This is a genomic window from Acidobacteriota bacterium (assembly GCA_009861545.1).
Taxonomy (GTDB): Bacteria; Acidobacteriota; Vicinamibacteria; order Vicinamibacterales; family UBA8438; genus WTFV01.
In genome coordinates, this window is the sequence record VXME01000067.1 from 155,263 (window position 1) to 181,140 (window position 25,878).

Here is a 25,878-nt window from a genome sequence, read left to right on the forward strand (position 1 = left end):
TGATAATCTTGCGGTCATGGCCTCCGTTCCGAGGATTGGAGACATCCCACAGCAGCTCTCACCGAAGGAATTCTGGGACCTGTTCGGGCATCTCGAGCACGCCGGGCTCGACTTCAAACGCGGCGTGCCGGCCGATATTCGCGACACGATCGCGGCCATGGCCATGACCCATGGTGGATTGATCGTTCACGGGGTCGATGATCGGCGTCTGCTCGTCGGCTGTCCGCTCTCGCAGAACACCCAGGATCGAATCACGCGCATCGCGGCCGAGTGCGGGGTGGACGTACAGCTCCTGGCGCTTGCCGTCGACGACTTGGAGCTGACCCTCTGCGCGGTGCCGGAAGTGCGCGGCCGGATTGTCACTACTCCCGACGGCCGGCTGCTCCGGCGCGTGGGCGGCGACTCGCAACCCTTGCGCGGGGACGCGATGGCCCGGTTCGTTCGCGAGCGCGAACATCGAGCGGGCGAGGACGAACCTCTCGCGGTCGTCGATCTGTCGGCCTTCGACATCGCAGCCGTCAATCAGGCGCTCACGGCGGATGGACGGCCGGCAGTGAAGCGGGATGGCATCGAGCGGGCGCTGACCGACCTCGGCGTCGCCGTCGCCTCGTCACCGCCGCTGGAATCGCGTGTCCTGCGGGCCGCACTGGTGCTCTTCGCGTCCGAGCCGCAGCCGCAGGTCCGCGGAGCGGCGGTGCAGCTCGTGCGCCGCACGGGGGTCGGACCCGGTCCCGGTCCTTCCTCCGCGCGCGAGGAGTGCTCCGGTCCGCTGGCCGAAACCGTCGACTGTTGTCTGGGCTTCCTGGCCGCTCACACTCGGCAGTTCGAGACCGTTACCGGCTCGCGGCGCGAAGCGCTGCCCGAGTATCCCGAACCGGTGCTGCGCGAGGCGATCGTCAACGCGCTGGCGCATCGCGACTACGGCCTGACCGGCGCGACGGTGGACATCACCGTCTGGGACGATCGCATCGAAGTGCGCAGTCCGGGATCGCTGCCCGGACACATCACCCTCGGCAACATGCGCGCGGAGCACTACAGCCGGAACCCGCGCATCATGCGGGTATTGAAGACGCTGGGACTCGTGGAAGAGTACGGCGACGGCATCGATCGCATGTACCGGGAGATGGAGGCTCGACTGCTGGAGCCCCCGGCCTTCGAGGCCACCGCGAGTTCGGTGACCGTGACGCTGCGGAACCGCATGCTGGTCGATGTCGAAGACCAAGTCTGGCTGAACCAGCTCGGACGAGACGACGTGACAGCCGGCGAGCGCCGCGCGCTGGTCGCCGCCCGGCGCGAGGGCGCCGTCACGCCGCGCGAACTGCGCGGCATGCTGCCGGAAACCGATGTCGATACGGTGCTCGCACAGTCGGTTGCGAAAGGACTGTTGACGCGTGTCGGTCGCCGCGGCGGAAGCCGCTACGTGCTGTCGGACGCGATGGTCCGTCTGGTGGGCAGTCCCGGAATGGCGAAGCAGAACCGGAAGCGGCAATCGCTGCTCGACGAAATCCGCCGACGGGGAAGCCTCTCCACGACCGAGGCAGCCACTGTGCTGGACGAGGCACCCGCTTTCGCCCGCGGGATGCTGAACGAGCTCGTGCGCGTCGGACTGGCACGGGCCGCCGGCAAAACTCGAGCGCGGAGATACTACCTCCGGTGAACCCGGAACCAGTCGTTGCCGCGGCGGACGAGAGAGACACCACCGACGTCAGCCGGTAGGCTCTCCGAGCCCGGTCATGAGGCTGGCGCGCGGTCCTCCGGTCTCGTTCGTACGACTGCAACGCGTCCTCGACGTTCCCGTTCCTGCCAGCACCTGCCCGAGCGACACCGCGTCCACCATCAGTCACCGCTATTTTCTTCCTGCTGCTGCATGGATCGGAATAGCCGACGCCGTTCAGCTTCGTTCCTATACCTCGCCCACTTTCTGTGTTCCTCGCACGCCTCACGGATTGCTCTATCTCTTCGTGATTCAGGATCCCACAAATGCAATCGTAGCGATCGCTGCAGTGCATCGCCATCCCGCATATCCAATAGCGCCTTACCCCGACCGGCGTAGCCATTCCGCCGCCACCATGAACTAAACTCGGCCTCAACACGTAGTGTTCTTAGCGGTATTTCCTCGTGCCGAACAGCGTCATACCATCGGATACCGCCTGCTGTAGGTATGACGCCTATTTGGATTGACTGACCAGTCTTCATTGATGGATGTCCAAACGGCGGCAACACCTTACCATCCACCCAAATGTGGACGACAACGTCGCGAGCTGGCCGACCGCTATGCTGTTCCAGGTAGAGCCCCAGACTATAGTCTCCATTATCTCGCTGCCTGATGTTGACGTTGATACTCGTCGCGATATTAGTCCATGCAATACATGCCGAAATACTCGTCGCGACTGCTGTTGCGAACAAGAACAGTGTATCCATGCTCTGCAATTCCTTCATCCCCTCCGTCAGCTGCACACCAGCCAGACGGCGATCAGAAACGCCGCCGGCACTCGCCGGCACGGAATCCCCCAGCGGCGTCGCCTCCGGGGACCGGTGCTGCGTTGATCCAGGTGGTCCCCAATCGCGAGGAGCCGCGTGTCGACCACCAAGACGGCGACGATGAACGTGAGCTGGGGCATCACGCCACATCGTAACGATCAGCGTGGATGTTAAGCAACGCGATGGCGGCCCATAGACAGCCGATTCCGGCATTTGCGATCAGCGCGGTCCACATCATGTGCGCCGCCGGTACGCAGCCAGATCCTCGTCCGTCAACTCGCTTGGGTCTACCAGCTTGTAGTGGCTTTCCCGAAGGATCTTCACCTCGTCCCCGATCTTCTCGAAGGCGAAGAGCGCAATCACGTTGGCGCGCATGAACTGCGCGGCCACGGGACGACACACGAGCGCAGGGAATCTGGATTCACAAAGCGCCGTGTCCTGCTCGATCTGCACGATGTTCAGCGTGTCGCTTCCGCCCTTGGCCTGGACCGGAATGACGTAATGGCAGCCCCTCGCGTCGACCCCGACGTACAGCTCGTCCGTCTCTACTTGGCCGATGTCGGGCACGGTTGTCCGCAGATGGTTCTGGAGCGAGTAGCACGTGATGCCCAGGAAGATGTCGATGAGCCGGTTGTACCGCACTCTGGCCAGCAGGGCCTGCTCGTCTCCAAGGGCGTACATCGCGACGACGCCGGGCGTGGCATCCGGCACCTTCGTGAACGCCATCTGCTCGTTCGGGGCGAGCCGAATCGGTCGCGTCAGGACGAAGCAGTATCGACCCCGTCCTGCACCTCGGATGATCCACTCGTGGCCCTCGGTGGCAGTAGCCTGGATGGACTCGGGCAACGTCCTTCGATACCGCGCGCTGTAGACGACGTCGCCGACGTTGCTCGGGGCCGGGACACCGCGCCGCTCGGCGGCTGCCGCGATATCGGGTCTCTCGAAATCGACCCGCGCCATTCCCTTCTCGAACTTGGAAAGGAAGATCTCCTCGATGATGGCGGCGTAGGCGCTCGATTTGGACATGGCGGGAAAAGCCACTCAGGACACGGCGCATCAGCCGGGCCAACGGAGCCGGACGACTTCCTCACGCAGTTGCTGACGGCTGGCCGTGGCAATCCGCGTCCGGAACAGGTCGATTGCAGTCAGCTCGTAGCCGAGGCGCTGGGCGAGCTCGCCGAGGATCCGGCCGGTCCGAATCATCACTCGCAGGTACGAGGCCTGGTCGCCGACGACGTACGCAAGTCTCGCGCCGGGACGCAGACGACTCCGCAGGCCGGACAGGTGCCGGACCATGCCGCCGAAGTACAGCTTCGTGACCCGCGCGTACTGGCGCTCGAAGCCGGACGTCTTGCCCAGCTCGACCCGGCGCTCCTCGATGCGCCGGGCGATGCGCTGTATGCCCTCGTGCTCGGCGACGAGGGCGTCGTCGGTGTCCGCCTTGTAGACGCTGCGCGTGTTCGACCGCACGAGGCCCTGCTTCAGGCCGCGCAGCTCCTGCCTGCTCCGGACTAGACCAAGCAGCACGCTCTCCAGCCGGGTCGTCCGCGTGTAGTCCTTCTCGTTGGGATACGGCGGAGACGTGATCACCGCGTCGATGGACGACGGCTCCAGCAGCTCTTCCGCCGCACGCGAGTCCGCCAGGTGCACCGTGGCCTCGGTCCCCGCCCGTGCCTTCAGCGCCGCGAGGTCATCGCCCATCTTGCGGACTCGCTCGAGCCACGGCCCGGTGACCGGGGCGTCCTCCCGCACCTTTCCGACGCCCACCTCCGGTCCGAAATACAGGTTGCCGATGCCCGAGACGAGCGCCGTCGCCAGAGCGAGCCTCTCATGCTCGCGGACAGCCTCGTCGCGATGCTGCTCCAGCGTGTCGAGCAGCACGAGCGTCTTGTGGAGCGGCAGCGGGCTGATCGAGTTCTTCAGCAGAAGACTCAGCAGTTCGGGGGACAGTGTCCGGAGCTCGGCGGTCCGCCGCCCTTCCGTCTGGAACAGCGGCGCCACGCCGAGGTCGTCGATGCCGTCCTCGTGGAGCCTCGTCAGCGCCCGGTCGGCGACTTCCCCGGCGTGCGAGAGAAGCGCCTCTGGGTCGACGCTCCAGTCCACCTTGGTCCGGCTCGCGAAACCGGCCATCGGATTGCGCTCGATGCCGACGCTCGGGATGCCGAGCTTCTTGCACTCGACCAGCGTCGTGCCGGTGCCGCAGAAGGGATCGAGAACCCGTTGCGAGGAATCCACCCCGAAGGTGTCGAGGTAGTCGCGCACCAGGTGCGACGGGAAAGAGAGGACGAAGCGGTACCAGTCGTGAACGGCGCGGTCCTCGGGGCGCAGCCGGTTCCGTTCCGGAGCGCTCTTGCCGCGGGCCCGCGTTGCGGTGACGCCGGTCACGTGGACTGCTCCTCCGACAGGGGCGAGAAGTCCAGCAGTACCCAGCGGGCGCCCTCGACCACGGTCCGACCCGATCGTCCGGCCGCGGCGAGATCCGCGAGGAGATCCCGGTCGCACAGCAGCAGGCGCGACGGATGATTCAGCGCGGCCGCTACCGCCGCGTCCGCATCCGGCGCCGGGGTTGCCAGCCTGCGCTCCGCGTAATACAGCAGCGGGTTGGCATGCTCCCAGAAGCGCCGGCCGAGGTAGGGCAGCGGTTCCTCGGTCGCCACCCGCTCCTGGATCAGCTCCGCGTGCCGCTTGAACGGCCCGTTCAGGTCGCGCGTGAGGGCCGCCGGCGACACGACGAACGTCGCGGCCGCCGCCAGCGCCACGGCGGGGACGACCCGGGTAGCGAGATGGCGCTCGACAGCCGGGAGCGCGCGTTGCAGCCAGAGGCTGGCGCACAGGGCCAGCGGGGGCAGAATCGGGTAAAGGTAGCGTGGCGACCTCGCAGCCGACAGGCTGTACAGCAGGATCGGCAACAGCGCCCACGCGACGAGCAGGGCCTCCTCCGCCGTCCACCGGCGACGATTCCGGACGAGGACGATGCAACCGAGCAGCCCCGGGATGACGATCGGCTGGTAGTGCTGGAGCAGGATCAGCGGATAGCCCAGCACCGCCGACAGCGGATCGAACCCCGCGCCCGCGCGCGACCCGATCTCGCCCCAGTAGTGCGCCCAGACCGCCTGCGGGCCGATGGTCAGACCCTGGTGAATCGTCCAGGACGCGCCGAGCCCCATCCCGAGGGCGATGCCGGCGCAGAGCCATCCGGCGCGGCGCGGACGCCACTCCGGATGGAGGCATGCCAGGGCCATGATGGGCACGGCCAGCAGTCCCAGCACGCTCTTGGTCAGGATGGCGCCGGCCAGCGGCAGGGCGATCGCCAGATGGAGCCACGGCCGCCGGCGGCCCTCGATGAACAACAACAGCGCCGACGAGGTCCAGAACGCCAGGGGCAGGTCCAGCATGCAGCCGCGCGCGCCGTTCACGAAGATCGGACTGATGACGAGGAGCGCGGCGGCCGAGAGCGCGGTCCGCCGGTCGACCAGCCGTTGGCCGATCCGGAAGGTCAGCAGCAACGTGGCGACGGCCATGAGCAGCGACGGCAGGCGCGCCGCGAGGTCGCCCTCGCCCAGCACGCGAAACGAGACCGCCAGCAGCCAGAAGTGCAGCGGCGGGTTCTGAAACGCGGGCTGCCCCGCCCACGTCACCGTGAACGAGCCGCCGCCGCGAGCCATCTCGACACCCTTGCGGGCGTAGAAGGCGTCGTCGAGGGAAGGCAGGCTCAGGCCGGACATGCCGGCGGCGAAGAGGGCGGTTGCGCTCGCGAGCAGGACGATCACCGTCGCGAGCGAGCGGGGTCGCGTCGATGGGCGAGCGGCCGGCGACGGCGCCGTCACGTCACTCGTCGGCGCCGAGCTCGCGCAACCGCGCCGCGATCTCCGGTTGCGTCGACCGCAGGCCGTTGCTGCCGATGACCGGCAGGCTGGTCTCGGCCAGGACCAGCGGCGTCTGGCCGCGGTCGTTGAACGCGTCGAGGTCCGCGCCTTGCGCCGCGAGCAGATCGACGACCGATGCAAAGCCGGTCCGAACGGCGTCGTGGAGCGCCGTGTTGCCCCGATCGTCGGCCTGGTTCACGTCGACCCCGAGGTCCAGGATGGTGCGGGCGAGATCCAGGGTCAACCGCTCCTGGTCGATGCGGTCCATGTGGTCGTCGGGCGCGTCCACGCGGTTGCGCCGGTCCTCCTGGGAGATCTGCGGCACGCCCATGGCCGCCTTCAGCGCGGACCAGCGGCTGGACGGCGACACCCGCGGATCGGCGCCCCGTGCGGCCAGCATGCGGAGGATCTCCAGCTCGCCGTAGCGCGCGGCCAGCCAGAACGCGTTGGCGCCGACGGCCTGGTGCCGGATGCTGAAGTCGGCGCTGAACCGGCGGCCCGGGGTACCCCGCTCGACGACGGCGTCCACGTCCGCGCCGTGCTCGAGAAGCGCCGCGGCCAGCTCGGCCTGGCTGCGCAGCGTGGCGGCGTGCAGCGCCGTGTAGCCGGCGTCCGCCGCGTTCGGGTCGGCGCCCTGCTCGAGCAGGTAGACGCCGAGTGGACCGTGGCCGCTGTGAGCGGCGATGACCAGGGCGCTGGTGCCCGCCGCCGCGACGTCGTCGACGTCGGCGCCGGCCGCGACCAGCGCGCGCGCCGTCTCGACGTCGCCGTTGCGCGCCGCGAAGAGCAGCGCGGTCGAGCCGCCGTGGTTCTTGCGGAAGTTGCCGCTCGTGTTGGTGTTGCCGGCGGTGTTCTCGAGCTGCTCCCAGACCCGCGTGCGGGCGTGCACGTTCGCACCCCGCGCGGCCAGCAGGCGCACGACATCGGCGTGCTGCTGGGCTGCCGCCCACATCAGCGCCGTCTGGTGGCGTTCGTACTCCACCGCGTTCACGGCGGCGCCACGGTCGACGAGCAGTTCCACGACCCGCACGTTGCCGCTCCGGGCGGCGCTCATCAGCGGGGTCTCGCCCATCCGCAAGGTGACGTTCGGGTTGGCGCCGGCCTCGAGGAGTATCCCGACGACAGGGGCGCTGCCGTGCCCCGCGGCCAGCCACAGCGGCGTGGCGCCGAGCGCGTTGGCGGCGTTGACGTCCGCGCCCGCCTCTATCAGCAGTGCCGCCGCCTCGACATCGCCGCGGTGCGCGGCCCAGTGGAGCGCGGTCGCCCCGTCGCCCTGCGAATCGTCGGGGTCGGCATCCGCCGCGATCAGACCGCGCGCGGCGGCGAGGTCGCCCGTCCGGACCGCCGCAATCAGGTCCGGCTCGGCGAGCGCGTGCGCGAACGTCGCTGTCGCCAGCAGGAGAGCGGCCGCGACCGCTGACACGAAGCCTTGCGTCGAGGATCTGTGAGCCATGCGGGGAATGCTACCGCAGTCGGGGCCTCATTGCATTCCCGAACTGCGTGACGGACTTGTCCCCTCCAACCGCGGTGCGACGCCCGGCCGTGGAGCGGCGCACGGCGCCGGATCGTCAGAACGAGACGGTCGCGGTCATCGAGATCGTCCGCGGCGCGCCGAGCCAGGCGGCGTTCTCGGTGATGGCCGACAGGTACGCCTTGTCGAACAGGTTGTTCGCCACGATCGAGAACTCCGCCGACCGGAGCAGATCGCTCACCGCCTCGCCCGAGAAGCTGATGTAGGCATCCACCAGCCAATAGGCATCCGCGTACCAGTCCGCCAGCAGGCTGACGCGCCGCGGCGACGTGTACTTGGCGGTCAGGCCCGCCCCGAGCGGACCGCTGCGGTCGAGCGAGACGACCCACATCCGATCCGGCACGCCGGTGACGTCGGCCCCCGCCACGATGCCCTGGTTCGCGTCGACGAGCGGATCGCCGCTGCCGAGGTACTCCGAGTCGTTGAACGTGTAGGCCGTGTAGAACGAGGTGCCGCGCGGCATCTGCACCGTCGCCGACAGCTCGACCCCGCTCGTGTCGATGCCACCCGCGTTGAAATAGGCGCCGCCGCCCGGGATGAGGTAGTTGGGACCGGCCGCCGTCTGCGGGCCGAGGTAGAAGATCCGGTTCTCGAAATCAATCGTGTACCACGTGGCTCCCAGTGCGAGCCGATCCGCGGCATACTGCAGCCCGACATCGATATTCGAGGCCGTCTCGGGCTCGAGCATATCCAGGCTCCGGCCCGGCACTTCAAGCAGCGTGGCGCTGATTGCCTTGAAATTCTCGGCATAGCCCGCGAACAGGTCCAGACCCTCGACCGGCGTCTCGTACGTCACGCCGCCGGAGAAGAGCAGGTCGGAATCCGAATCGACCTCCAGCCTCGGATCCACGTTGAACAGATCCTCGCGCGACACGCCGACCAGGTACTGCTTGACGCCGCCGCTCAGGGCGAACGGCCCGGCGAAGATCGTCTCCTCCACGTACCACTTGAAGACGTGCTGCGGGAACTGCCAGTCGTACTGCTGCCAGTAGGGCTGCTCGTTCCAGTTGAAGCTGAGCGTCGGGTCCAGAATCTGGTGCCAGTCCCGGCCCAGATCCCGCCGGGTGTTCTCGTACCAGATGCCTGCGCGCAAGGCGCTGCCCGCGGCCCCGACGGTGGCGAACCACTCCTCGTCGAGCGTCACCCCGACGCGGTCCTTCCCATAGTGGCTGTGGCGGTACGACTGCACCGCGGTGGCGCCCGGGTGGCAAGCCGGGTCGACGGCAGGGCCGCCCGAGCCGTAGTAGTTGAAAATGTAGGACGACGTACACCCGGCCATCGGTCCGACGGCGGCGCCGTCGGGGCTCACGAAGCGGATCAACCCGAGTTGCGAGCCGCCCTGGACGGGCGCCCCGCCCATCAACTCCGATTCCGGGCCGCCGTGGTCGTCGGTGACATCGGCGATGAAGGGAGGCAGCCAGTCGCCGCGGCCTCGGTTGCGGTGAAAATAGCCCCCCAGGCTCAGCGAGGTCACGTCGCTGAACGACCAGTCCGCCTTCAGGTAGCCGAACGTGTTGTTCCGCCGCGTCTGCCAGCCCGGCCGGTAGAACTGGTTCAGGTACGGCACGCCGGGCCACTCGCCGACCAGGCGGTCCCAGCGCGGGTTGGCCCGGAAGTCGGCCTCGCTGTAGAGCCGCTGGTAGACGTCCTCGTGAATGCTGTCGTACGAGACGTAGCTGGTGAGGTCGAGGCGTCCGTGCGACGACACGAGCTTCGCCGCGACGTGCTCCCGCTCGTTCCGCGCGGAACCTTCGACCCAGTCGGTCGCCTCCTGACGGACGGCGGCGATCCACGCCCGCGTGTCGCGGCCGAACAGCGGTCCGGTGTCGACCCGCATCGCGAATCGCTGCCCCTCGTTCTCGCCGAGCGTGGTCGACGCGGTGTAGCTTCGCTCCGCCGCCGGATCGTCCGTCAGGTACTCGAACGTGCCGCCCAGCGCCTCGACCGACCGGGAGGCGATGTCGGCCGTGCCCTGCGACACCTCGACGCCGCCGAGGTTCATCGGGTCGATGAAGCGGTTCGCCTTGGCGCCGCCCCAGTAGTCCGACGTGCCGTTCGGGAAACCGTCGATGGTTGTCCCGATCTGCACTTCGGTGAGGGTTACCTGGAAGCCGCGCATGGCGACGTTGCTCGACCAGTCGTCGAACCCGTACGCGTCCCCCTCCTGGACGGACACCCCGGGGAGGTTGTCCACCACCGACGTCACCGCGGTGATGTTCGACTGTTGCATCATCATCGGCTCGGCGACGACGTTGCGTGCGAAGATGCGGGGCTCCTCGGCGACGACGCTGACCGTCTCGAGCAACCGCTCGATCTCCAGCACGAGAGAGACCGTCTCGGTGGCGTCGGCCTGCACGGTGACCGCGATCTCGGCCGCGGCGAAACCGGGCAGCGCGGCCGTGACGATGTACTCACCCGCTGGCAGCGCGGCGAAGACGAAGCCACCCGTCGCGTCGGTCACGCTCTCACGCTGCCCCGCGTCGCCCGTTGCCGTCACCACGACGCCGGGCAGGGCGCCGCCCGCCGCGTCGGCCACCGTGCCGTCGATTGCACCGGCGGACTGTCCGGACGACAGCGACGGCAGCAGCACCATCGCGGCTGCAGCGACGAACCGATGGATCGCATTCCCTGTCATGTAGAGGTAGATTGACACGCGATCCGGCATCGGACAAGCTATACGGACGTACACGTCAATCAGCGGTCGGAGGGAGCCGACGGACGATGTCTCACGCTCGCGTGCCGTCGTTGTCTGCGTTCGTAGTCGCGGCCGCGTTTGCCGCGCTGTTTCCCCTGTCGGCGTCCGCCGAAGGGGCCGGCGCGCAAGCGGGACCCGCCGGTGAGGGCGAGGCGCTGCTGCAGCAGACCATCGGCCGGTACTGCGCCACGTGCCACAACGACCGGCTGCAGACCGCCGGACTCGTCCTGACCGGCCTCGACCTCTCGGAGGTCGGCGCCCACGCCGAGACGTGGGAAAAGGTCATCACCAAGCTCCGGACGCGGACGATGCCGCCTGTCGGCCGGCCGCGTCCCGCCGCGGAGACCTACGACACGCTGGCCGGCTGGCTCGAGACCGAGATCGACCGGTTGGCCGCCGCGGGGCCGAATCCGGGACGCACCGAGGCGTTCCACCGCCTGAACCGCGCCGAGTACGGCAACGCCATCCGCGATCTGCTGGCGCTCGACGTCGACGTGGCCGAGCTGCTGCCGGCCGACGACTTCGACGAGTACGGCTTCGACAACATGGCGGACATCCTGACCGTGTCGCCCGCGCTGATGGAGCGTTATCTCTCGGCGGCGCGCAAGATTGGCCGCCTGGCAGTGGGTGAGACGCCGCTCGGACCGGCCACCGATACCTACGACGTGCCGATTCTCCTGATGCAGGACGATCGGATGGGCGACGACGTGCCGTTCGGCTCGCGGGGCGGCATCGGCATCCGCCACTACTTTCCGGTCGACGGCGAGTACGACGTCGAGATCCGGCTGCACCGCAACTACGTGAACTACGTGCGCGGCATGGGCTCGCGCCACGAGCTGGAGGTCCGGCTGGACGGCCAGCTCGTGCGCTCGTTCGTGTTCGGCGGCGAGGAGCCCGAGGGTATCCAGGCGCCGGCCAGCTACGGCGGGAACCAGTTCGGCGACCCGGCGTGGGAAGAGTACATGCTCTACGCCGACGCCAACATGCGCGCGCGGTTCCAGGCGACGGCGGGGCCGCACGTGGTCAGCGTGGCGTTCGTCCGCCGGTTCACGGAGCCGGAAGGGGTGCTGCAGCCGCGCCAGAGCATCTTCGCGGTCGCCGTCAACGAGATGCGCGACGGCAACGCCGCGGTCGAGCACGTCGCGGTCGGCGGGCCGTACGTCAGCACGGGACCGGGCGAGACCCCGGCGCGGCAGGCGCTGTTCACCTGCCGGCCGGTCAGTGACGCGACGGCGGACGAGGAAGCCTGCGCCCAGGAAATCCTGTCGTCGCTGGCGCGCCGCGCCTACCGGCGGACGCTGGAGGCGGAAGATGTCGCGACCCTGATGGACTTCTACCGGGCGGGGCGCGACGGCGGCAGCTTCGACTCGGGCATCCAGCTCGCCCTCGAGCGCGTGCTCATCTCGCCGGACTTCCTCTTCCGGGTCGAGCGCGATCCGATCGACATCCGGCCGGGCGCCTCCTACGCGCTGAACGACACCGCGCTGGCGTCGCGGCTGTCGTACTTCCTCTGGTCCAGCGGACCGGACGACGAGCTGCTCGACCTCGCCGAGCAGGGCCGGCTCAGCGACCCGGAGGTCCTGGCGCAGCAGGCGCGGCGGATGCTCGCCGACCCGCGCTCGAAGGAGCTGGTTCGCAACTTCGCCGGGCAGTGGCTCTACCTGCGCAACCTGCGCGGCGTGGTGCCGGACGCGGTGGTGTTCCCCGAGTTCGACGAGAACCTGCGCGACGCCTTCCTGCAGGAGACGGAGCTGTTCTTCGAGAGCCTCATCCGCGAGGACCGCAGCGTCCTCGACCTGCTGGGCGCCGACTACACCTACGTCAACGAGCGGCTCGCCGAGCACTACGGCATCCCGAGCGTGTACGGCAGCCAGTTCCGGCGCGTGACGTTGCCGCCCGACGTGGCCGAGCGCCGCGGCGGCATCTTCGGCCACGGCAGCCTGCTGACCGTGACGTCGTATCCCAACCGGACGTCGCCGGTGCTGCGCGGCAAGTGGGTGCTGGCGAACATTCTCGGGACGCCGCCGCCAGCGCCGCCCGCCGACGTGCCGGATCTGCCCGACCGGGGCGAGGACGGCCGCGCCGCCACCGTTCGGGACCGCTTGCAGCGGCACCGCGAAAGCCCCGCCTGCTCGGTCTGCCACGCGCCGATGGACCCGCTCGGGCTGGCCCTGGAGAACTACGACGCGGTGGGCAAGTGGCGCGAGACCGGCGAGGCGAACCTGCCGATCGATGCGTCCGGCAACCTGCCCGACGGCACCGCGTTCGAGGGCCCGACCGGCCTGCGCTCGCTGCTCCTCGAGCGGCGCGAGCAGTTCATGGGCACCTTCACGGAGAAGCTCCTCGCGTATGCGCTCGGGCGGGGGCCGGAGTACTACGACCGGCCCACCGTACGCGCCATCACCCGTTCGGCCGCCTCTGAGAACTACAGCTGGTCGTCAATCATCACCGGAATCGTGCAGAGCACGCCGTTCCGCATGCGGAGGTCAGAATCATGATCATCACCAGGAAGGCGATTCCCCGCCGTACCGTGCTGCGCGGTCTGGGCGCCTCGCTCGCGCTGCCGTTGCTCGACGGCATGGTCCCGGCGGCCGCGGCGATGCGCAACACCGCGGCGGCCCCGATCAAGCGCTACGGCGTCGTCTACGTCCCGAACGGGATGATGATGAACCACTGGACGCCGAAGACCGAGGGTCTTGGTTTCGAGTTCCCGACGGTCATGAAGCCGCTGGAGCCGTTCCGCTCCTACGTCCAGGTCCTGTCGGGCATGCACGGCGTCGACAGCGAGGGCCCCCACGCCCGCTCCTCGACGCGGTTCCTGACCGGCGTGCCCTCGAAGCCGGACAACGGCTCGGACCTGCTGGCGGCGGTCTCGGCGGACCAGATCGCCGGGCGCGTCCTCGGGCGCGAGACGCAGCTCGCCACCCTGGAGCTGGCCATCGACGGCCGCGACTTCGCCGGATCCTGCGACGACGGCTTCAGTTGCGCCTACACGAACACGATCGCGTGGGCCAACGATACGACGCCGCTGCCGATGGAGAACAACCCGCGAGTCATCTTCGAGCGGCTCTTCGGCGACACCGGCAGCACCGACCCGGCCGTCCGCCGGGCGCGGCTCCGCAAGGACGCCAGCCTCCTCGATTCGGTGACCGAGCGGGCCGGCGATCTCGCGCGGCAGATCGGACCGGGCGACCGCGCCAAGCTGGGGCAGTATCTCGACGCCGTCCGCGACGTCGAGCGGCGAATCCAGATGGCCGAGTCGCAGAGCGACCGCGAGCTGCCGGTGGTCGATCAGCCGGCCGGCGTCCCGGGGACCCTGGGCGAGCACGCCAGGCTGATGTTCGACCTGCAGGCGCTGGCCTTCGAAACCGACCTGACCCGCGTGACCACTTTCATGATGGGCCGCGAGATCACCGGCCGGACGTACGCCGAGATCGGGGTGCCCGACGCGCACCACCCGATCTCGCACCACCAGCGCGACCCTGCCAAGCTGGCGAAGCTGACCAAGATCAACCAGTACCACGTGCAGCTCTTCTCGCAGTTCCTGGAGCGGCTGAAGTCGACTCCGGACGGCGACGGGACGCTGCTCGACCACTCGATGATCGTCTACGGCGCCGGCATGGCCGACAGCAACACGCACGGCTCGCAGAACCTGCCGATCCTGCTCGCGGGACGCGGCGCGGGAACCGGCGGCCGTCACATCAAGTACTCGCCGGACACGCCGCTGGCCAACCTGCACGTCACGCTGCTCGACAAGCTGGGCGTACCGGTCGAGTCGCTCGGCCACGCCACCGGCAAGCTGCGGCTCGACCCGCTCGCCGCCCTCTAGGAGTCTGCGCCGCAGAACGGCGTAGACTTCCAGTCAGGCCCGTCCGACGCGACATCCAGGGCCGGTGCTCCTCGGGGGCGCCGGCCCTTCTTGCGTTCCGGATACGCCCATCCGCTCTCGCCGGGAGTCTCTCTCCATGACCGCGCGCGCCCTGATGATCCAGGGCACCGGCTCCAGCGTCGGCAAGTCCCTCCTCGTCGCGGGACTGTGCCGGCTCGCCCGCCGGCGCGGCATCCGCGTCGCGCCGTTCAAGCCGCAGAACATGTCCAACAACGCGGCGGTCTGCGTCGACGGCGGCGAGATCGGGCGCGCGCAGGCCCTCCAGGCCCGAGCCGCCGGACTGGAACCGCGGCGCGACTTCAACCCCGTGCTCCTGAAGCCGCAGACCGACCGCGGCGCGCAGGTCGTGTTGCAGGGGCGTGTCCTGGGCACCTGGGACGCGAAGGAATACCCGGCGGTGCGCGCCCGGCTCCGGGCATCCGTCCTGGAGAGCTTCCAACGCCTGACCGCCGACTACGAGCTCATCCTGGTCGAAGGGGCAGGCAGTCCCGCGGAGGTGAACCTGCGGCCGAACGATATCGCCAACATGGGCTTCGCGCGCGCCGCCGGGGTGCCGGTCTGTCTGGTTGGCGACATCGATCGCGGCGGGGTGATCGCTTCCCTCGTCGGCACGCAGGCCGTGCTGGATCCGGAGGACGCCGACCTGATCGTGGGATTCGTGGTGAACCGGTTCCGGGGCGACCCGGCCCTGTTCGCCGACGGCTTGGCGTTCATCGAGCGCCGCACCGGATGGCGATGCTTCGGCTTGGTCCACTGGCTGCCCGCCGCCGGAAGTCTGCCGGCCGAGGATTCCGCGTCCGTTCCGCTGGACGCCTTACGCGAGACCGCCGACGGTCGAGGAACCGGCATGCGGCGGCGTGGCGCGCCCCGTGCTGGCGAGGGTGTTCCTCGCGACGCGTCCGCCGGGCTCCTGCGCATCGTCGCGCCGAAGCTGTCGCGCATGGCCAACTTCGACGACGCCGACCCGTTGCGTCTCGACCCCGGCGTCGACTTCCGTTTCGTGCCGCCCGGCCTTCCCCTACCACGCGACGCGGACGTCGTGGTGTTGTTCGGCACGAAGTCGACGGTCGGCGAGCTCGCATTCCTGCGCGCCCAAGGGTGGGATCACGACACCATCGCGCATGCCCGCAGTGGCGGGCGCCTCCTCGGCGTGTGCGGCGGCTATCAGATGCTGGGCCGCCGCGTTCGGGATCCGGAGGGCGTGGACGGTCCGGCCGGCACGGCCGACGGCCTCGGTCTGCTGGATGTCGAGAGCACGATGGCAGGCGACAAGATTGTACGCCGGGTGCGGGGACGCTGTGCGCTCGGCGGCGAGCCGGTGTCCGGGTACGAGATCCACATGGGCCGCGCCGAGGGGCCGGATCTCGCGCGGCCGATGCTGCATCTCGACACCGGCGCCGAGGGAGCGCGCGACGAGAGCGGTCGCGTGGAGGGAACCTGTCTGCACGGCCTGTTCGCCAACGACGCCTGGCGCCGGTCATGGCTCGCCCGCGCGGGGAGCGGGACCGACACGTCCTGGCGCTACGACGTCACGATAGACCGCGCGCTCGACGACATCGCAACCGATCTCTCCACGATGCTCGACACGGAGGCGCTACTCGCCGCGGCACGTACTCCAATCTCGTGACGGCAGGCGACCACTCTCACGGGTCGGCCGGGGATGCGCCGGGACGTGCAAGCAACTGCAGCAACGTGTCCATGCGCTGGTTCAGCATGTCCATGCGGCCGCCGAGCTCCGCCCGCGTGGCGTCGATACGCTGATTGAGCTCTTCCCGCGTGTCGTCGATGCGCTTCCCCAGCTCCGCATGCGTGGTGTCGATGCGCTTTCCCAACTCCGCCCGCGTGGTGTCGATGCGCTTTCCCAACTCCGCATGCGTGGTGTCGATGCGCTTCCCCAGCTCCGCATGCGCGGCATCGTTCCGCCTCTCGTAGCTCGCGTGGATGCGCCAGACACCGAGCAGCACGGCGGCACCAGTCAACACGACCGACAGGATTTCCAGGTTCATCGTCAGCCCTCCACCTCACGCACGGCGCGGCGTCGGCACAAACGAGGCCAGGGCGCGCCCGGTGCGCGGCATGGGGGTTTCCGGGAGCGGGGCGACGGAACCGCCGCTCATTCCACTATAGCGCAAGACCGTGGAGCGGTGGCGGCTTGGTGCCCGCGAGACTCCCGATGCGACCCGCAGGGCCGCACCGCGGCCGCAAGGTCGCGCTATTGCAGCGTCGCGAGCTCCACGGCCGTCACCGGCTCGGAAGGGCCATGGAAGATGGCATTGAATAGGAGCTTGAACGTCGCCCGGGTCTGGGTGCGGAAGGCGATCTGGCTGCCCATCGTGACGGCCGTGCCGCGGCCCACCTCGAAGGCGACGACATTCGCCCGCTCGCGCAGGAACTCGTCGCCCAGCAGCCAGCCGCTCGCCACCATGTCGTCGTCGTCGGGATAGCGCGAGACCACCTCGGCCGGGATGTCGAAGCCGGGCAGGAGCTGGTAGGCCTGATCGAACCGGAAGAAGACCGGCCAGGTTTCCGGCATGCCGTAGCCGACCGGATGCCGCGGGTTGTACTCCTGCTTGAGCAGGGTGCCGGGCGAGAAGAAGAGCGACGTCGGATCGACGACCCGGCTGCGCAGGGTCCGGGAGAGCTCCGCGGAACTGCGGAAGACATCCCGCAACCGCCGTTCGACCTCGCCGAGCGTAATGCGAGTCGGGCCCCCGCGGTTGCCGTAGCGGGCGGGCAGGCCGCGGGCCGGCAACACCGGCTCGATCGGCAGGTCCAGCAGTCGCCGGGCGGCGGCGACGGCCGAGCCGAGGGCGATCAGCGTTCCGCCGTCCTCCTCCACCCACCGGCGCAGCTTGCGCCAGCCCGCTTGACCCACCCCGTACGCCCAGCGCCAGGACTCGTCGTGCCGGTCCGGGCTCAACCCCCGGATGATCCGCGTGCGGCTGGTGCCGGAGGGAAGCACGATGACGTCGTACCGGTCCGCGAGATCGCCCTCGAAGTCCAGGGACGAGACCACCGCGTGATCGAGCTCGTACTGCTCGAACAGCCACATCATCCAGCCGCCCGGCATGTTGTTGGCGACCCGCCAGAGTCCGACGCGCGTCGGCTCGCGCAGGCGATGGCCGTCCACGCGGGGTGCACGGTCGACCGCCGTCACGACGAGGCCGGTCTCTTCCGCCACCTGCTCGAGGATCCGCTCGGCATCGTCCGCGGGTGGTACCAGCCACGTGCCCGGCGCGTGCTCGCGGGCGTTCGACTCGAACCGGCCGGCAGCCCGGTACACGGGAATCCCCGCCGCCTGCAGCCGCGCCGCGGCCAGAAAGCCGGCGTTCGACGAGGGCGGGACGGCATAGCCCCAGTCCGGCCGCGCGGGCAGCGGGGTCCGCCGCGGCTCGATGGTCTCCAGCAACGTCAGGTCGGCAGCGACCGGCTCGTCGACCTGGTCGACGTCGACGCCCATCAGCATGCCGAGCGTGTGCCCCGTGACGTCGTAGGGCGGGATGGGCGGTCCGCCCGGGTAGTGGCGCAGATCGGGATAGACCTGCTTCTCGAGCATCGTCTTGGCGAAGGCGCCGTACGGCTGCGCGAGCCGGATCACCCACGACCCGGCCGGGTAGTCCTTGCCGCCGGCGCTGAACGCCGACCGCGCCCGGTGGATTTCGACCTCGCCGAAGTGGAGGATGTCCAGCAACTCGTAGGCGGCGAACGGGTCCCGCTGGACCGCCGGCACGACGAACGCGTAGGGCGCCTCGTCGCGGTCGACCCAGTCGCGGTGCACGCGGTGGAAGTTCTCCATCCAGCGCGTGCGGTACGTCGCCATGTTCTCGAGCGCGGCGAAGGTCGCAATCTCGCCGTATTCGACGATGTCGCGCAGGCGCCATACGGGCGAGTCGTACGGCACGGGGAAGTTGGTCCGCACCTCCTGCGGGCCCAACGGCCGGCCGGGGCCCCGCGGGTTGACGTAGGGATCGGCGAGGTTGGCGCTGGCGATCTCGGTCAGAATGCGCGGCTGGCCGTGATAGACCATGTACTGGCGCGCCGGCGTCCACAGGTCGTACTGGTCGCTGGAGATGATCCCCTTCTTGCCCTCGGCGATCAGCGCCGACGCCATCGCCCGGCCGATCTGCGCCTGCCCCTCCAGCAGGAGGGGATGGATGTTCGGGTCGTGGGGATCCTTGTACGGCGGAACGAACATCCGCGCGCCGCGCGGACCCATCTGGTGCATGTCGTGCGTGATCTGCGGCCTGTAGTCCCGGTGGATGTCGATGGCGAGCCGCGTCTCCTTCTGCGTGAACATGAACCAGTCGCGGTTGTCGTCGTGGCCGGTATAGCGCTGGTAGAGGTCGGGATAGACCCGGTTGAGACGGGTGTTCTCGGTGGCGTACCAGTGGTCCTCCACGAGGATCTGGCCGTCCGGGTTCTGCGACGGCACCAGCAGCACGACGGTGTTGTCGAGAATCTCGCGAATCTCCGGCGACTCCTCGGTCGCCAGCCGATGGGCGATGTTGATGACGGTCTGCCCGGTGCCGACCTCGGTCGAATGAATCATGGCGTACAGGAAATAGAACGGAACGCCCTCCCGCGCCAGCGCCCGCGCCCGACCTTCCGACAGCCCCCGCGGGTCGGCCAGCCGGTGGTTGATCTCGATCAGCCGGTCGAGGCGATCGAGGTTCTCGCGTGAGCTGAACCTCGCCAGCACGTACGGATTGCCGTCGGTAGTCGTCCCGCGGTGCTCGTACTCCACCCGGTCCGTGCGATCCGCCAGGAGCTGCAGGTACTCGAGCACCTTCGGGTACCGGGCCAGCTCGCTGTCGGCGCCGATCTCGAACCCGAAGTACTGCGCGGGCGTCGGCACGGCCTGTGCACCGGCCGTGGCGGGAAGGACGAAGAGCAACGCGACGACCGCGAGCAGGCGGATTGGCATCTTGAGCTTTCCTGCTGTGGAATCCCGTCGACGGATGAGCAAGGCAGGATACCATGCGACCTGGAGGCCGATTTTGACGAGACGCACCCCGTGGTGGACAGCCCGTGTCGGCGTCGTGATTGCGTATCTGGCCGCCGGCTGGCTCGCCGCTCCGGCCCTCGCCCAGGACGAGCGAGCGGCACGGCACCGCGTGCCGGCCGAGTTCATGAGCTACCTCGGCGCCGACTGGCTCGAGCGGCCCGAGCGCGTCGAGCAGGAGCAGCCCGAGCGCGTCCTCGACACGATGGGCCTGGCCCCGGGCGATGTCGTCGCCGATGTCGGGTGCGGCTCGGGCTACTACGCGCGGCGCATGGCACGGCGGGTGCAGCCGGGCGGCAGGGTGTATTGCCAGGACATCCAGCCCGAGATGCTCGACATCATGCGGCAGCGGGCGGCGGACGAGGGGGTGACCGGCATCGAGGCGGTTCTCGGCACGCCGACCGACCTGAGGCTGCCGGCCGGCGCGTTCGACTGGATCATCATCGCCGACGTCTACCACGAGATGTCCGATCCCGAGCCGATGCTGGCCGGTATCCGGCGTGCGCTCGCGCCCCGCGGCCGGGTCGCGCTGATCGAGTACCGCGTGGAGGACGGGACCGGCGACCAGATCAAGGCGGACCACGCGATGTCGGTGCGGCAGGTGCTGCTGGAATGGAAAGCGGCCGGTTTCGAGCTGGTCGCGTTGCACGACTTCCTGCCGAGCCAGCACCTGTTCTTCTTCCGCGCGGCCGACAACGGGGCAGCAGGCGTCGCCGCCGCGGGAAGGGCGGCGGCGGGTGCCGCTGCCGGAAGCGATGCAGGCGGCGGGGCGGTGCTCGCCGACCACGACCTGGTCGACGCCATCGATTCCGGTCTCGTGGAGGTCGAGGCCCGCGGCGCCGGCGTGGAAGCCGTGACCCTGCGCATTCGCCGCACCGGCAACGATCCCATCGTCATCACGTCGCCGGCAGCCACCTACTTCGATGCCGAGGACGCACGCGACATGATTGCCCGCCGCGACGGCTGGGTGGTGCTCGACGACGACGGCTGGCGCGAGTGGACGCTCCGCGCGGTCGGCCGGCAGCGCGGCCTGGAACCGCCGGGGACCGGCGACCGGCTCGCCGTCCGGCCGCCGTCGACCGCGCCGGTCATCGAGGATCTCCTGCTGGAGATCCAGGCGGGAACGTACACCGTCTCGAACTCGCCCTTGCTCTACCCGCCGCGCACGCCGGTGATGGAACAGGCCGCCGTCTGGATCGTCGATGGCGACGCCGATTACGCGGAGATGGCGCCGCACATCGCCGGACCGATGCTGCCGGCGCAATACGCCGCCGCCTTCGCCCTGATCTTCGTCGACCGGGTCGGCGTCGACGTCACCCGCCGCCGCGTGTGGGCGGATCGCGAGCAGGTGTTCGGCCGGCTGCGCGACCAGGGCCTGCGCGTCTGGTACCAGTTGAAGACGCGCGGCCGCTAGCGTCACCTCGTCGCCGTCGTCGAGAATGCGGTCGATGGGATGCTTCGGGTCATGGCTTCCTCCAATCAGAGTACGGTCGTGACCTTCAGGAACAGCGTGTGGCCCTGGTCGGAGCGCTGGCCGAACGCCGCCGTGCCGCGCTGGTAGGCGACCTGGATGGTCCCGAACGGCGGGCGATAACGGTAGACGAAGACCGCCTGCACGTTGCGGCGGTCGATGACCGAGTTGGTCTGCAGGAACACGCGCAGGAACAGGTCGGGCGTGAAGAACCGGCTGGCGCGGACCACGTGGATCCAGGTGCCGCCGCCGGGGTCCGGATCGAGCGTCAGCCGCTGGAGCTCGTACTCGGTCGAGGTCCGGTCGGTGAGCTTGTACTGCGCGACGGCGCTGGCGAGCACGAAGTCCGCGTCGAAGTTGCGTCCGGTCGACACGCCGCCGCGGAAGGACTGGTAGGACCGCGTGTTGTAGCCGATCTCGACGCCGGCCTGCCGGTTGCGGAAGTCCCGCTCGAAGCGCTTGAACTCTTCGGTGTGCCGCGCCGTCGTCGTCCAGCGGTTGCGGAAATCCACGGAGATCGACTCGTCCATCTGCCAGCTCCGGAGGATTCCCGTCTGTCCCCAGTAGACGTCGTAGGCGGAGTCGTACTGGATGCGTTCGACCCGTCCTGCGGGCAGCCACAGGGTCTTGTTGAGGGCCGCGTCCACCTCCCGCCGGTCGTCGTCGACGATGAAGCCGATCGCGTTGACGTTGTCGGCGAGGCGGTCGCCCAGGTGCGTGTAGCCGACGTGGAAATGGGCGGTCGCGGAATCGTAGGAAGGGCGGACGAAGAACGCGCCGGACCCCTGGGAGTACTGCCCGTAGCTGTGGACGAACTGGCCGGTCAAGCCCCAGTTCTCCGTGAAGTACAGGCTGGCGTCGCCGCCGACCGAGCCCTGGTTCAGGCCCTCCAGCGTCCGGTTGGATAGCAGGACGCCGATGTTCGATCGCGCCGCCACGTCCCGCTGCACCCGCGCCACCGCGTAGCCGGCGCTGCTGCCGGCGGCCAACGGGTCGGCCCGCGTCGCCAGCACGTGCATGGCCCACGGACCCTGCTTGCCGAGGAGCTTGCCGCCGCCCTCTATATCCGCGATGCGGCGCGAGTAGAAGGTCCGGATGCGCTGGTTGAAGAGCTCGCCGCCCTCGAGAAAGAACTGCCGTTTCTCGGCGAGCGAGACCTCGAACCGCGTCAGGTTGACCAGCTCCTGGTCCGCCTCGATCGTCGCGAAGTCGGGGTTGACCGTGCCGTAGGCGGACAGGTGCGGCGTGACGGCGTAGCGCACGTGCAGTCCGACGGCCCCGAGCGGGGACTCGCGCTCCTGGGCGCGGGAGAGGGCGTACGGAATCACCTGGTGGCGGCGCGACTGCCGCGGGACGTCGAGTCCGACCAGCGTGCCCGCCATCGACAGCCGCGCCCAGTAGTCGACCGGCCCGGCCCAGAAGGTGCGCTCCAGGGATCGGCGCCGGCTGCGGCCGAAGTTGATGCCCCAGGTCACGTCGTCGCCCGCCCGGTACTGGATCGACGTCAGGGGGATCGCGATCTCGGCCGACCAGCCGTAGTCGGTGCGCTGCGCCCGCGAGCGCCACGGCGCGTCCCAGGCGCCGTCGCTGCTGCCGCCGTCCTCGGCGATGCGGCCGTCGGCCTGCGTCCCGAGCCCGTTCACCATGAAGTAGTAGCCGGTCCGCCGGTCGTGAAAGGTATCCAGGAAGATCTGCACCGAGTCGTCGTTCCAGATCGGGTCGTCGCGTTCGATCATCTGGGACAGCGGGGGCTCGGGATCCCAGGCCTGAAATCCCGCGTAGAGGAACTCGTCGTCGTAGAGGACGTGGACCACCGTAGGCAGCTCGGCGGGCGCGCCCCTCTGCGGCTGGAACTGCAGGAAGTGCTCGGCCCGCGCCGCGCCCTGCCATTCGCGCTCGGTGACGTGGCCGTCGATGTCGGGCGGCTGTGCGGCGCGCCGGGCCGGGATGCTGAACTCGTCCGCGGCCGTCGCAGGTCGAGGCCCGGCCACGGCCGAAGCGAGCAGAAGCGCGACCGCCGCCGCGCGCGGCGTGTGCCGGAACCAGGACTTCACCCGCGGAATGATCCCGGCCCGCACCGTCGGCGGTCAAACGCCGCCCGGTCTGCTAGGGATTTCCCTAGTTCCCACCACTTGGCGGCCGGGACTACCGTGAAGGACGTGGGGAGGTTACCGATGTCCAAGATACTGACCTCAGCCGATCCGCCGGCCGCACCGGCGCGGTGCTACGTCTACTGGCGGGCGCCATCCGGGTTCTGGACGCGACGCGTCGCGGTGGAGAAGATCGACCGGCCGTGGTGCGCCGGTATCGACGGCGTGCGGCGGCGGCAGTCCCCGGCGAGAGCCGCGCCCGTGTCCCACACGCGGCGGCACGCGCCCGGCGGCGGACACGCCGGCGTGTGATCCGGACCGCACCCGCGGCACAGGCCGGCACGAGCTGTAGACCCGCGGGTGCCCAGTCCGGAGGCCGCCGGCAGGTCACTCGTTTCGCAGCGCGGCGGCGGTGTCGAGACGCACCGCTCGTCGCGCCGGCAGGTCGCAGGCCAGACCCCCGGCTGCCAGCAGAACAACCAGGCTCACACCCAGCGTCGCGGCGTCGTGCGGTGCGACCCCGTACAACTGGCTTGCCAAGAGCCTCATCAGCGGCACGGCGGCAGCCAGCCCCACCAGCGCCCCGGCAGCCACGAGCCGCATCCCCTGTCCGAGCACCATCCGCCGTACGGAGGTCTCGCGTGCGCCGAGCGCCACCCGGATCGCCAGCTCGCGGGTTCGTTGCCCGACGGCCAACATCAGGACGCCGTACAGCCCTGCCATCGCCAGGATCAGCGTGACCAGCGCGAGAAGACCGGAGAGCAGCGCCGGCGCCCGCCAGCGATCCAGCGATTCCTCGACGCGCTCGCTCAGGGTGCTCACATCGCTCAACGGCGCAGCCGGGTCGAGGTCGGCCAGCACCCGCCGAACGTGCTGCAGCATGACGCCCGGATTCGCCGGCGCGCGGGCGTGAATGAACACGCGCGGGAAGAACCGCTGCGCGAGCGGGAGGTAAGCCAGTGGCCGGGCGGGTTCCGCCAGCGCGCCGTAACGCACGTCGTCCACCACGCCGATCACGGTCCGATCCCCGCCGCTCCGCGGAAACGCGAGCACGCGCCCGACTGCCGTGCGGCCGGGCCAGAGACGCTCCGCCAGGGTGCGATTGACCACCGCGACGGGCGCGGACTCGGCACGATCCTCCGAGGTGAACTCCCGGCCCTCCAGCACGGCGATGCCCAACGTGCGGAAATAGTCCCCGGAGACCACGTTCCCCGAGACTTCCATCGAGGTCCCCGGGGTCTCCACCGCGACGGACAACTGAAAGACGCTGAGCGGGGTGTGCCACCCGAGCGCCGCCGAGGTGACCAGCCCGCCGGTCCGCAACTCGTCGAGGAGTCGTCGATAGAGGACATGCCCCTCGGCTGCCGCGTAGCCGGCGGTGTGAAGCTGCGCGACCAGGATGTCCCGCGGGACGAATCCGGGCGGCGTCGACGCGACGCCGTGGGCGCTGCGCAGCAGAAGCCCCGCGGCGACCACCAGGACACCGGACACCGCGACCTGCATGGCGACCAGCGCGGCCTGGCGTCCGCCGCGGCCCGTCACCCTGGGATTCGGCGCCGCCGGGAGCGCCGGTGGCCGCCCCGCCGTCATCAGCAGCACGCCGAGGCAGACGATCACCCAGGCCGCGCCGGCGACGGCCAGCATCCAGAGCACAACGCCCGTGTCCAGGGATACGGCCGGCCCCAGCGGCGCCAGTTGCGGCAACGTCGAGACGACCGGCCCCACCCATCGCAATGCCATCGACGCGGCGAGCACGCCGGCGCCTACCAGTACCAGCATCTCGGCGGCGAACGGACGAACGAGGGCGAGGCGCGACGCCCCCAGCGCCCGCCGCACCGCCAGCTCGTGCGCCTGCTCGGCGCCACGCGTCAGCAGCAGCAGGACCAGGTTGCTGCAGGCGGCAAGGAGAAAGATCCCCGTGATCAGCACCAAGAGAGTCAGGAACCGGGTGGCCTCCCGGTGATACTCGGGACCGAGCCGGGCGTGATTGAGCGGCCGGGCGACGAACCGCCAGTCCTCGGTCCGGGCGGCGGCCACGTCGGCGGGCAAGCGAGCCTTGGCGAGCGCCGCCAGGACCGCGGCGTCGCCGCGGGACGTGGACGGGAACAGCCTTCCCACCGTGTGCAGCCAGCGCGCCGCCGGGCCGAGGAGAATGCCGGCGCTGTCGGGCAGGAGTTGGGACAACGCCGACACGGGAACCCAGAAGTCCGGCTCGTGGGCCGGACCGGGAAGCGGGTTGGCGGCGATGCCGACGACCGTGAACGCTTGCGGCCCCAGGCGCACGGTGCGCCCGACGAGCTCGGGGTCCCGGCCGAATTGCGACGTCCAGGCGCGGTGGGACACGACGGCCACGGCCGCGGCGGCGGCCGGGTCGTCGTCGGGTGGAGCCAGCAGCCGGCCGTGCGCCGGCGCCGCCCCCAGCACCGTGAAGAAGTTGCCGGACACGAGTGCGACGTTCACCCGGGTCGGGGCGCCTCCGGCAACGAGCGTGAAGTCGAACGGTCCGAAGGTCGCGAGCGAGAACGCCTGCGCCCCCGCGGCGCGCAACTGCAGGTACTCGGGATGGCTCAGCGGGGAGAAACGACCGTCGTCGAACCGCAGCTGCAGCGTGAAGAGCCGCTCCGAGTCGGCCAGGTCGAGCGGTCGCCAGAAGTGCCGATCCACCGTCGACAGCACGACGGCGGGGATGCTGAACGCGAGCGCCAGCGTCAGCACGACGGTTGCCGCAAACGCGCGGCGGCCGGCCAGCGAACGCAACGCGCGGCGGAGATCACCCGGCACGGCCATCGATCATGCCGGTGCCGTCGATGCCGCGCAAAGGTTGTTCGGCAACTTTAGTTTTGGCCGAACTCG

The 25,878-nt window shown here is 69.6% G+C and carries 15 protein-coding genes; 6 read left to right on the forward strand and 9 right to left on the reverse strand.

Annotated elements, in window-relative coordinates; genetic code table 11:
• Positions 1-16 precede the first annotated feature (16 nt).
• A complete protein-coding gene (locus tag F4X11_11030) occupies positions 17-1,657 on the forward strand; it encodes a hypothetical protein (protein MYN65547.1) in 1,641 nt (546 codons plus the stop codon).
• Positions 1,658-2,715: 1,058 nt separating this feature from the next.
• On the opposite strand, the gene F4X11_11035 is transcribed toward F4X11_11030, so the two are convergent.
• The 5 genes from F4X11_11035 to F4X11_11055 form a co-directional block, all read right to left on the reverse strand.
• On the reverse strand, positions 2,716-3,507 hold the full coding sequence (locus F4X11_11035; protein MYN65548.1) for an endonuclease: 792 nt from the start codon (positions 3,505-3,507) through the stop codon (positions 2,716-2,718).
• A gap of 30 nt (positions 3,508-3,537) precedes the next feature.
• Positions 3,538-5,676, reverse strand: coding sequence for a hypothetical protein (locus F4X11_11040; GenBank protein MYN65549.1), 2,139 nt, complete (start codon positions 5,674-5,676; stop codon positions 3,538-3,540).
• Positions 4,863-6,251, reverse strand: a complete 1,389-nt coding sequence (locus F4X11_11045) for a phospholipid carrier-dependent glycosyltransferase (protein ID MYN65550.1) — start codon at positions 6,249-6,251, stop codon at positions 4,863-4,865. The genes F4X11_11040 and F4X11_11045 overlap by 814 nt, the downstream gene beginning before the upstream one ends.
• A 58-nt stretch (positions 6,252-6,309) precedes the next feature.
• Positions 6,310-7,800, reverse strand: a complete 1,491-nt coding sequence (locus tag F4X11_11050; protein ID MYN65551.1) for a hypothetical protein — start codon at positions 7,798-7,800, stop codon at positions 6,310-6,312.
• 115 nt (positions 7,801-7,915) lie between these two features.
• Positions 7,916-10,543, reverse strand: a complete 2,628-nt coding sequence (locus F4X11_11055; protein MYN65552.1) for a TonB-dependent receptor — start codon at positions 10,541-10,543, stop codon at positions 7,916-7,918.
• Between the two features lie 56 nt (positions 10,544-10,599).
• Here F4X11_11055 and F4X11_11060 point away from each other — a divergent pair, with 56 nt between their 5' ends.
• The 3 genes from F4X11_11060 to F4X11_11070 all read left to right on the forward strand — a co-directional run bounded on the left by F4X11_11060 (position 10,600) and on the right by F4X11_11070 (position 16,089).
• Positions 10,600-13,071, forward strand: coding sequence for a DUF1592 domain-containing protein (locus F4X11_11060; protein ID MYN65553.1), 2,472 nt, complete (start codon positions 10,600-10,602; stop codon positions 13,069-13,071).
• A complete protein-coding gene (locus F4X11_11065) occupies positions 13,068-14,402 on the forward strand; it encodes a DUF1552 domain-containing protein (GenBank protein ID MYN65554.1) in 1,335 nt (444 codons plus the stop codon). Before F4X11_11060 ends, F4X11_11065 begins: the two co-directional genes overlap by 4 nt.
• Positions 14,403-14,538: 136 nt before the next feature.
• Positions 14,539-16,089: a cobyric acid synthase gene (locus tag F4X11_11070; protein ID MYN65555.1), complete on the forward strand. Its 1,551-nt coding sequence runs from the start codon at positions 14,539-14,541 to the stop codon at positions 16,087-16,089.
• 16 nt (positions 16,090-16,105) lie between these two features.
• On the opposite strand, the gene F4X11_11075 is transcribed toward F4X11_11070, so the two are convergent.
• Entirely contained in the window at positions 16,106-16,468 is a 363-nt protein-coding gene (locus F4X11_11075) for a hypothetical protein (GenBank protein ID MYN65556.1), read from the reverse strand.
• A 206-nt stretch (positions 16,469-16,674) separates the two neighbouring features.
• A complete protein-coding gene (locus F4X11_11080; GenBank protein ID MYN65557.1) occupies positions 16,675-19,593 on the reverse strand; it encodes a hypothetical protein in 2,919 nt (972 codons plus the stop codon).
• Between F4X11_11080 and F4X11_11085 the strand changes: the two genes are divergently transcribed.
• Complete coding sequence (locus F4X11_11085) at positions 19,421-20,878, forward strand: methyltransferase domain-containing protein (protein MYN65558.1); 1,458 nt, start codon at positions 19,421-19,423, stop codon at positions 20,876-20,878. The genes F4X11_11080 and F4X11_11085 overlap by 173 nt on opposite strands.
• A gap of 65 nt (positions 20,879-20,943) precedes the next feature.
• Here F4X11_11085 and F4X11_11090 read toward each other — a convergent pair whose 3' ends face one another.
• Positions 20,944-23,013, reverse strand: coding sequence for a carbohydrate binding family 9 domain-containing protein (locus F4X11_11090; protein ID MYN65559.1), 2,070 nt, complete (start codon positions 23,011-23,013; stop codon positions 20,944-20,946).
• A gap of 96 nt (positions 23,014-23,109) precedes the next feature.
• Here F4X11_11090 and F4X11_11095 point away from each other — a divergent pair, with 96 nt between their 5' ends.
• On the forward strand, positions 23,110-23,337 hold the full coding sequence (locus tag F4X11_11095; GenBank protein MYN65560.1) for a hypothetical protein: 228 nt from the start codon (positions 23,110-23,112) through the stop codon (positions 23,335-23,337).
• A 75-nt stretch (positions 23,338-23,412) separates the two neighbouring features.
• Here F4X11_11095 and F4X11_11100 read toward each other — a convergent pair whose 3' ends face one another.
• Positions 23,413-25,812: an FtsX-like permease family protein gene (locus F4X11_11100; GenBank protein ID MYN65561.1), complete on the reverse strand. Its 2,400-nt coding sequence runs from the start codon at positions 25,810-25,812 to the stop codon at positions 23,413-23,415.
• Positions 25,813-25,878: the final 66 nt, after the last annotated feature.

Coding starts and splice junctions, on each gene's coding strand:
- F4X11_11080 (MYN65557.1), bottom strand. CDS start 19,593: ATGAACTCGGCCGGCACGCGGTGCCGTGCCGCTCGCTCGTCCTGGGCG.
- F4X11_11100 (MYN65561.1), bottom strand. CDS start 25,812: ATGGCCGTGCCGGGTGATCTCCGCCGCGCGTTGCGTTCGCTGGCCGGC.
- F4X11_11040 (MYN65549.1), bottom strand. CDS start 5,676: ATGGCTCTGCGCCGGCATCGCCCTCGGGATGGGGCTCGGCGCGTCCTG.
- F4X11_11050 (MYN65551.1), bottom strand. CDS start 7,800: ATGGCTCACAGATCCTCGACGCAAGGCTTCGTGTCAGCGGTCGCGGCC.
- F4X11_11065 (MYN65554.1), top strand. CDS start 13,068: ATGATCATCACCAGGAAGGCGATTCCCCGCCGTACCGTGCTGCGCGGT.
- F4X11_11060 (MYN65553.1), top strand. CDS start 10,600: ATGTCTCACGCTCGCGTGCCGTCGTTGTCTGCGTTCGTAGTCGCGGCC.
- F4X11_11075 (MYN65556.1), bottom strand. CDS start 16,468: ATGAACCTGGAAATCCTGTCGGTCGTGTTGACTGGTGCCGCCGTGCTG.
- F4X11_11070 (MYN65555.1), top strand. CDS start 14,539: ATGACCGCGCGCGCCCTGATGATCCAGGGCACCGGCTCCAGCGTCGGC.
- F4X11_11030 (MYN65547.1), top strand. CDS start 17: ATGGCCTCCGTTCCGAGGATTGGAGACATCCCACAGCAGCTCTCACCG.
- F4X11_11095 (MYN65560.1), top strand. CDS start 23,110: ATGTCCAAGATACTGACCTCAGCCGATCCGCCGGCCGCACCGGCGCGG.
- F4X11_11085 (MYN65558.1), top strand. CDS start 19,421: ATGAGCAAGGCAGGATACCATGCGACCTGGAGGCCGATTTTGACGAGA.
- F4X11_11055 (MYN65552.1), bottom strand. CDS start 10,543: ATGCCGGATCGCGTGTCAATCTACCTCTACATGACAGGGAATGCGATC.
- F4X11_11035 (MYN65548.1), bottom strand. CDS start 3,507: ATGTCCAAATCGAGCGCCTACGCCGCCATCATCGAGGAGATCTTCCTT.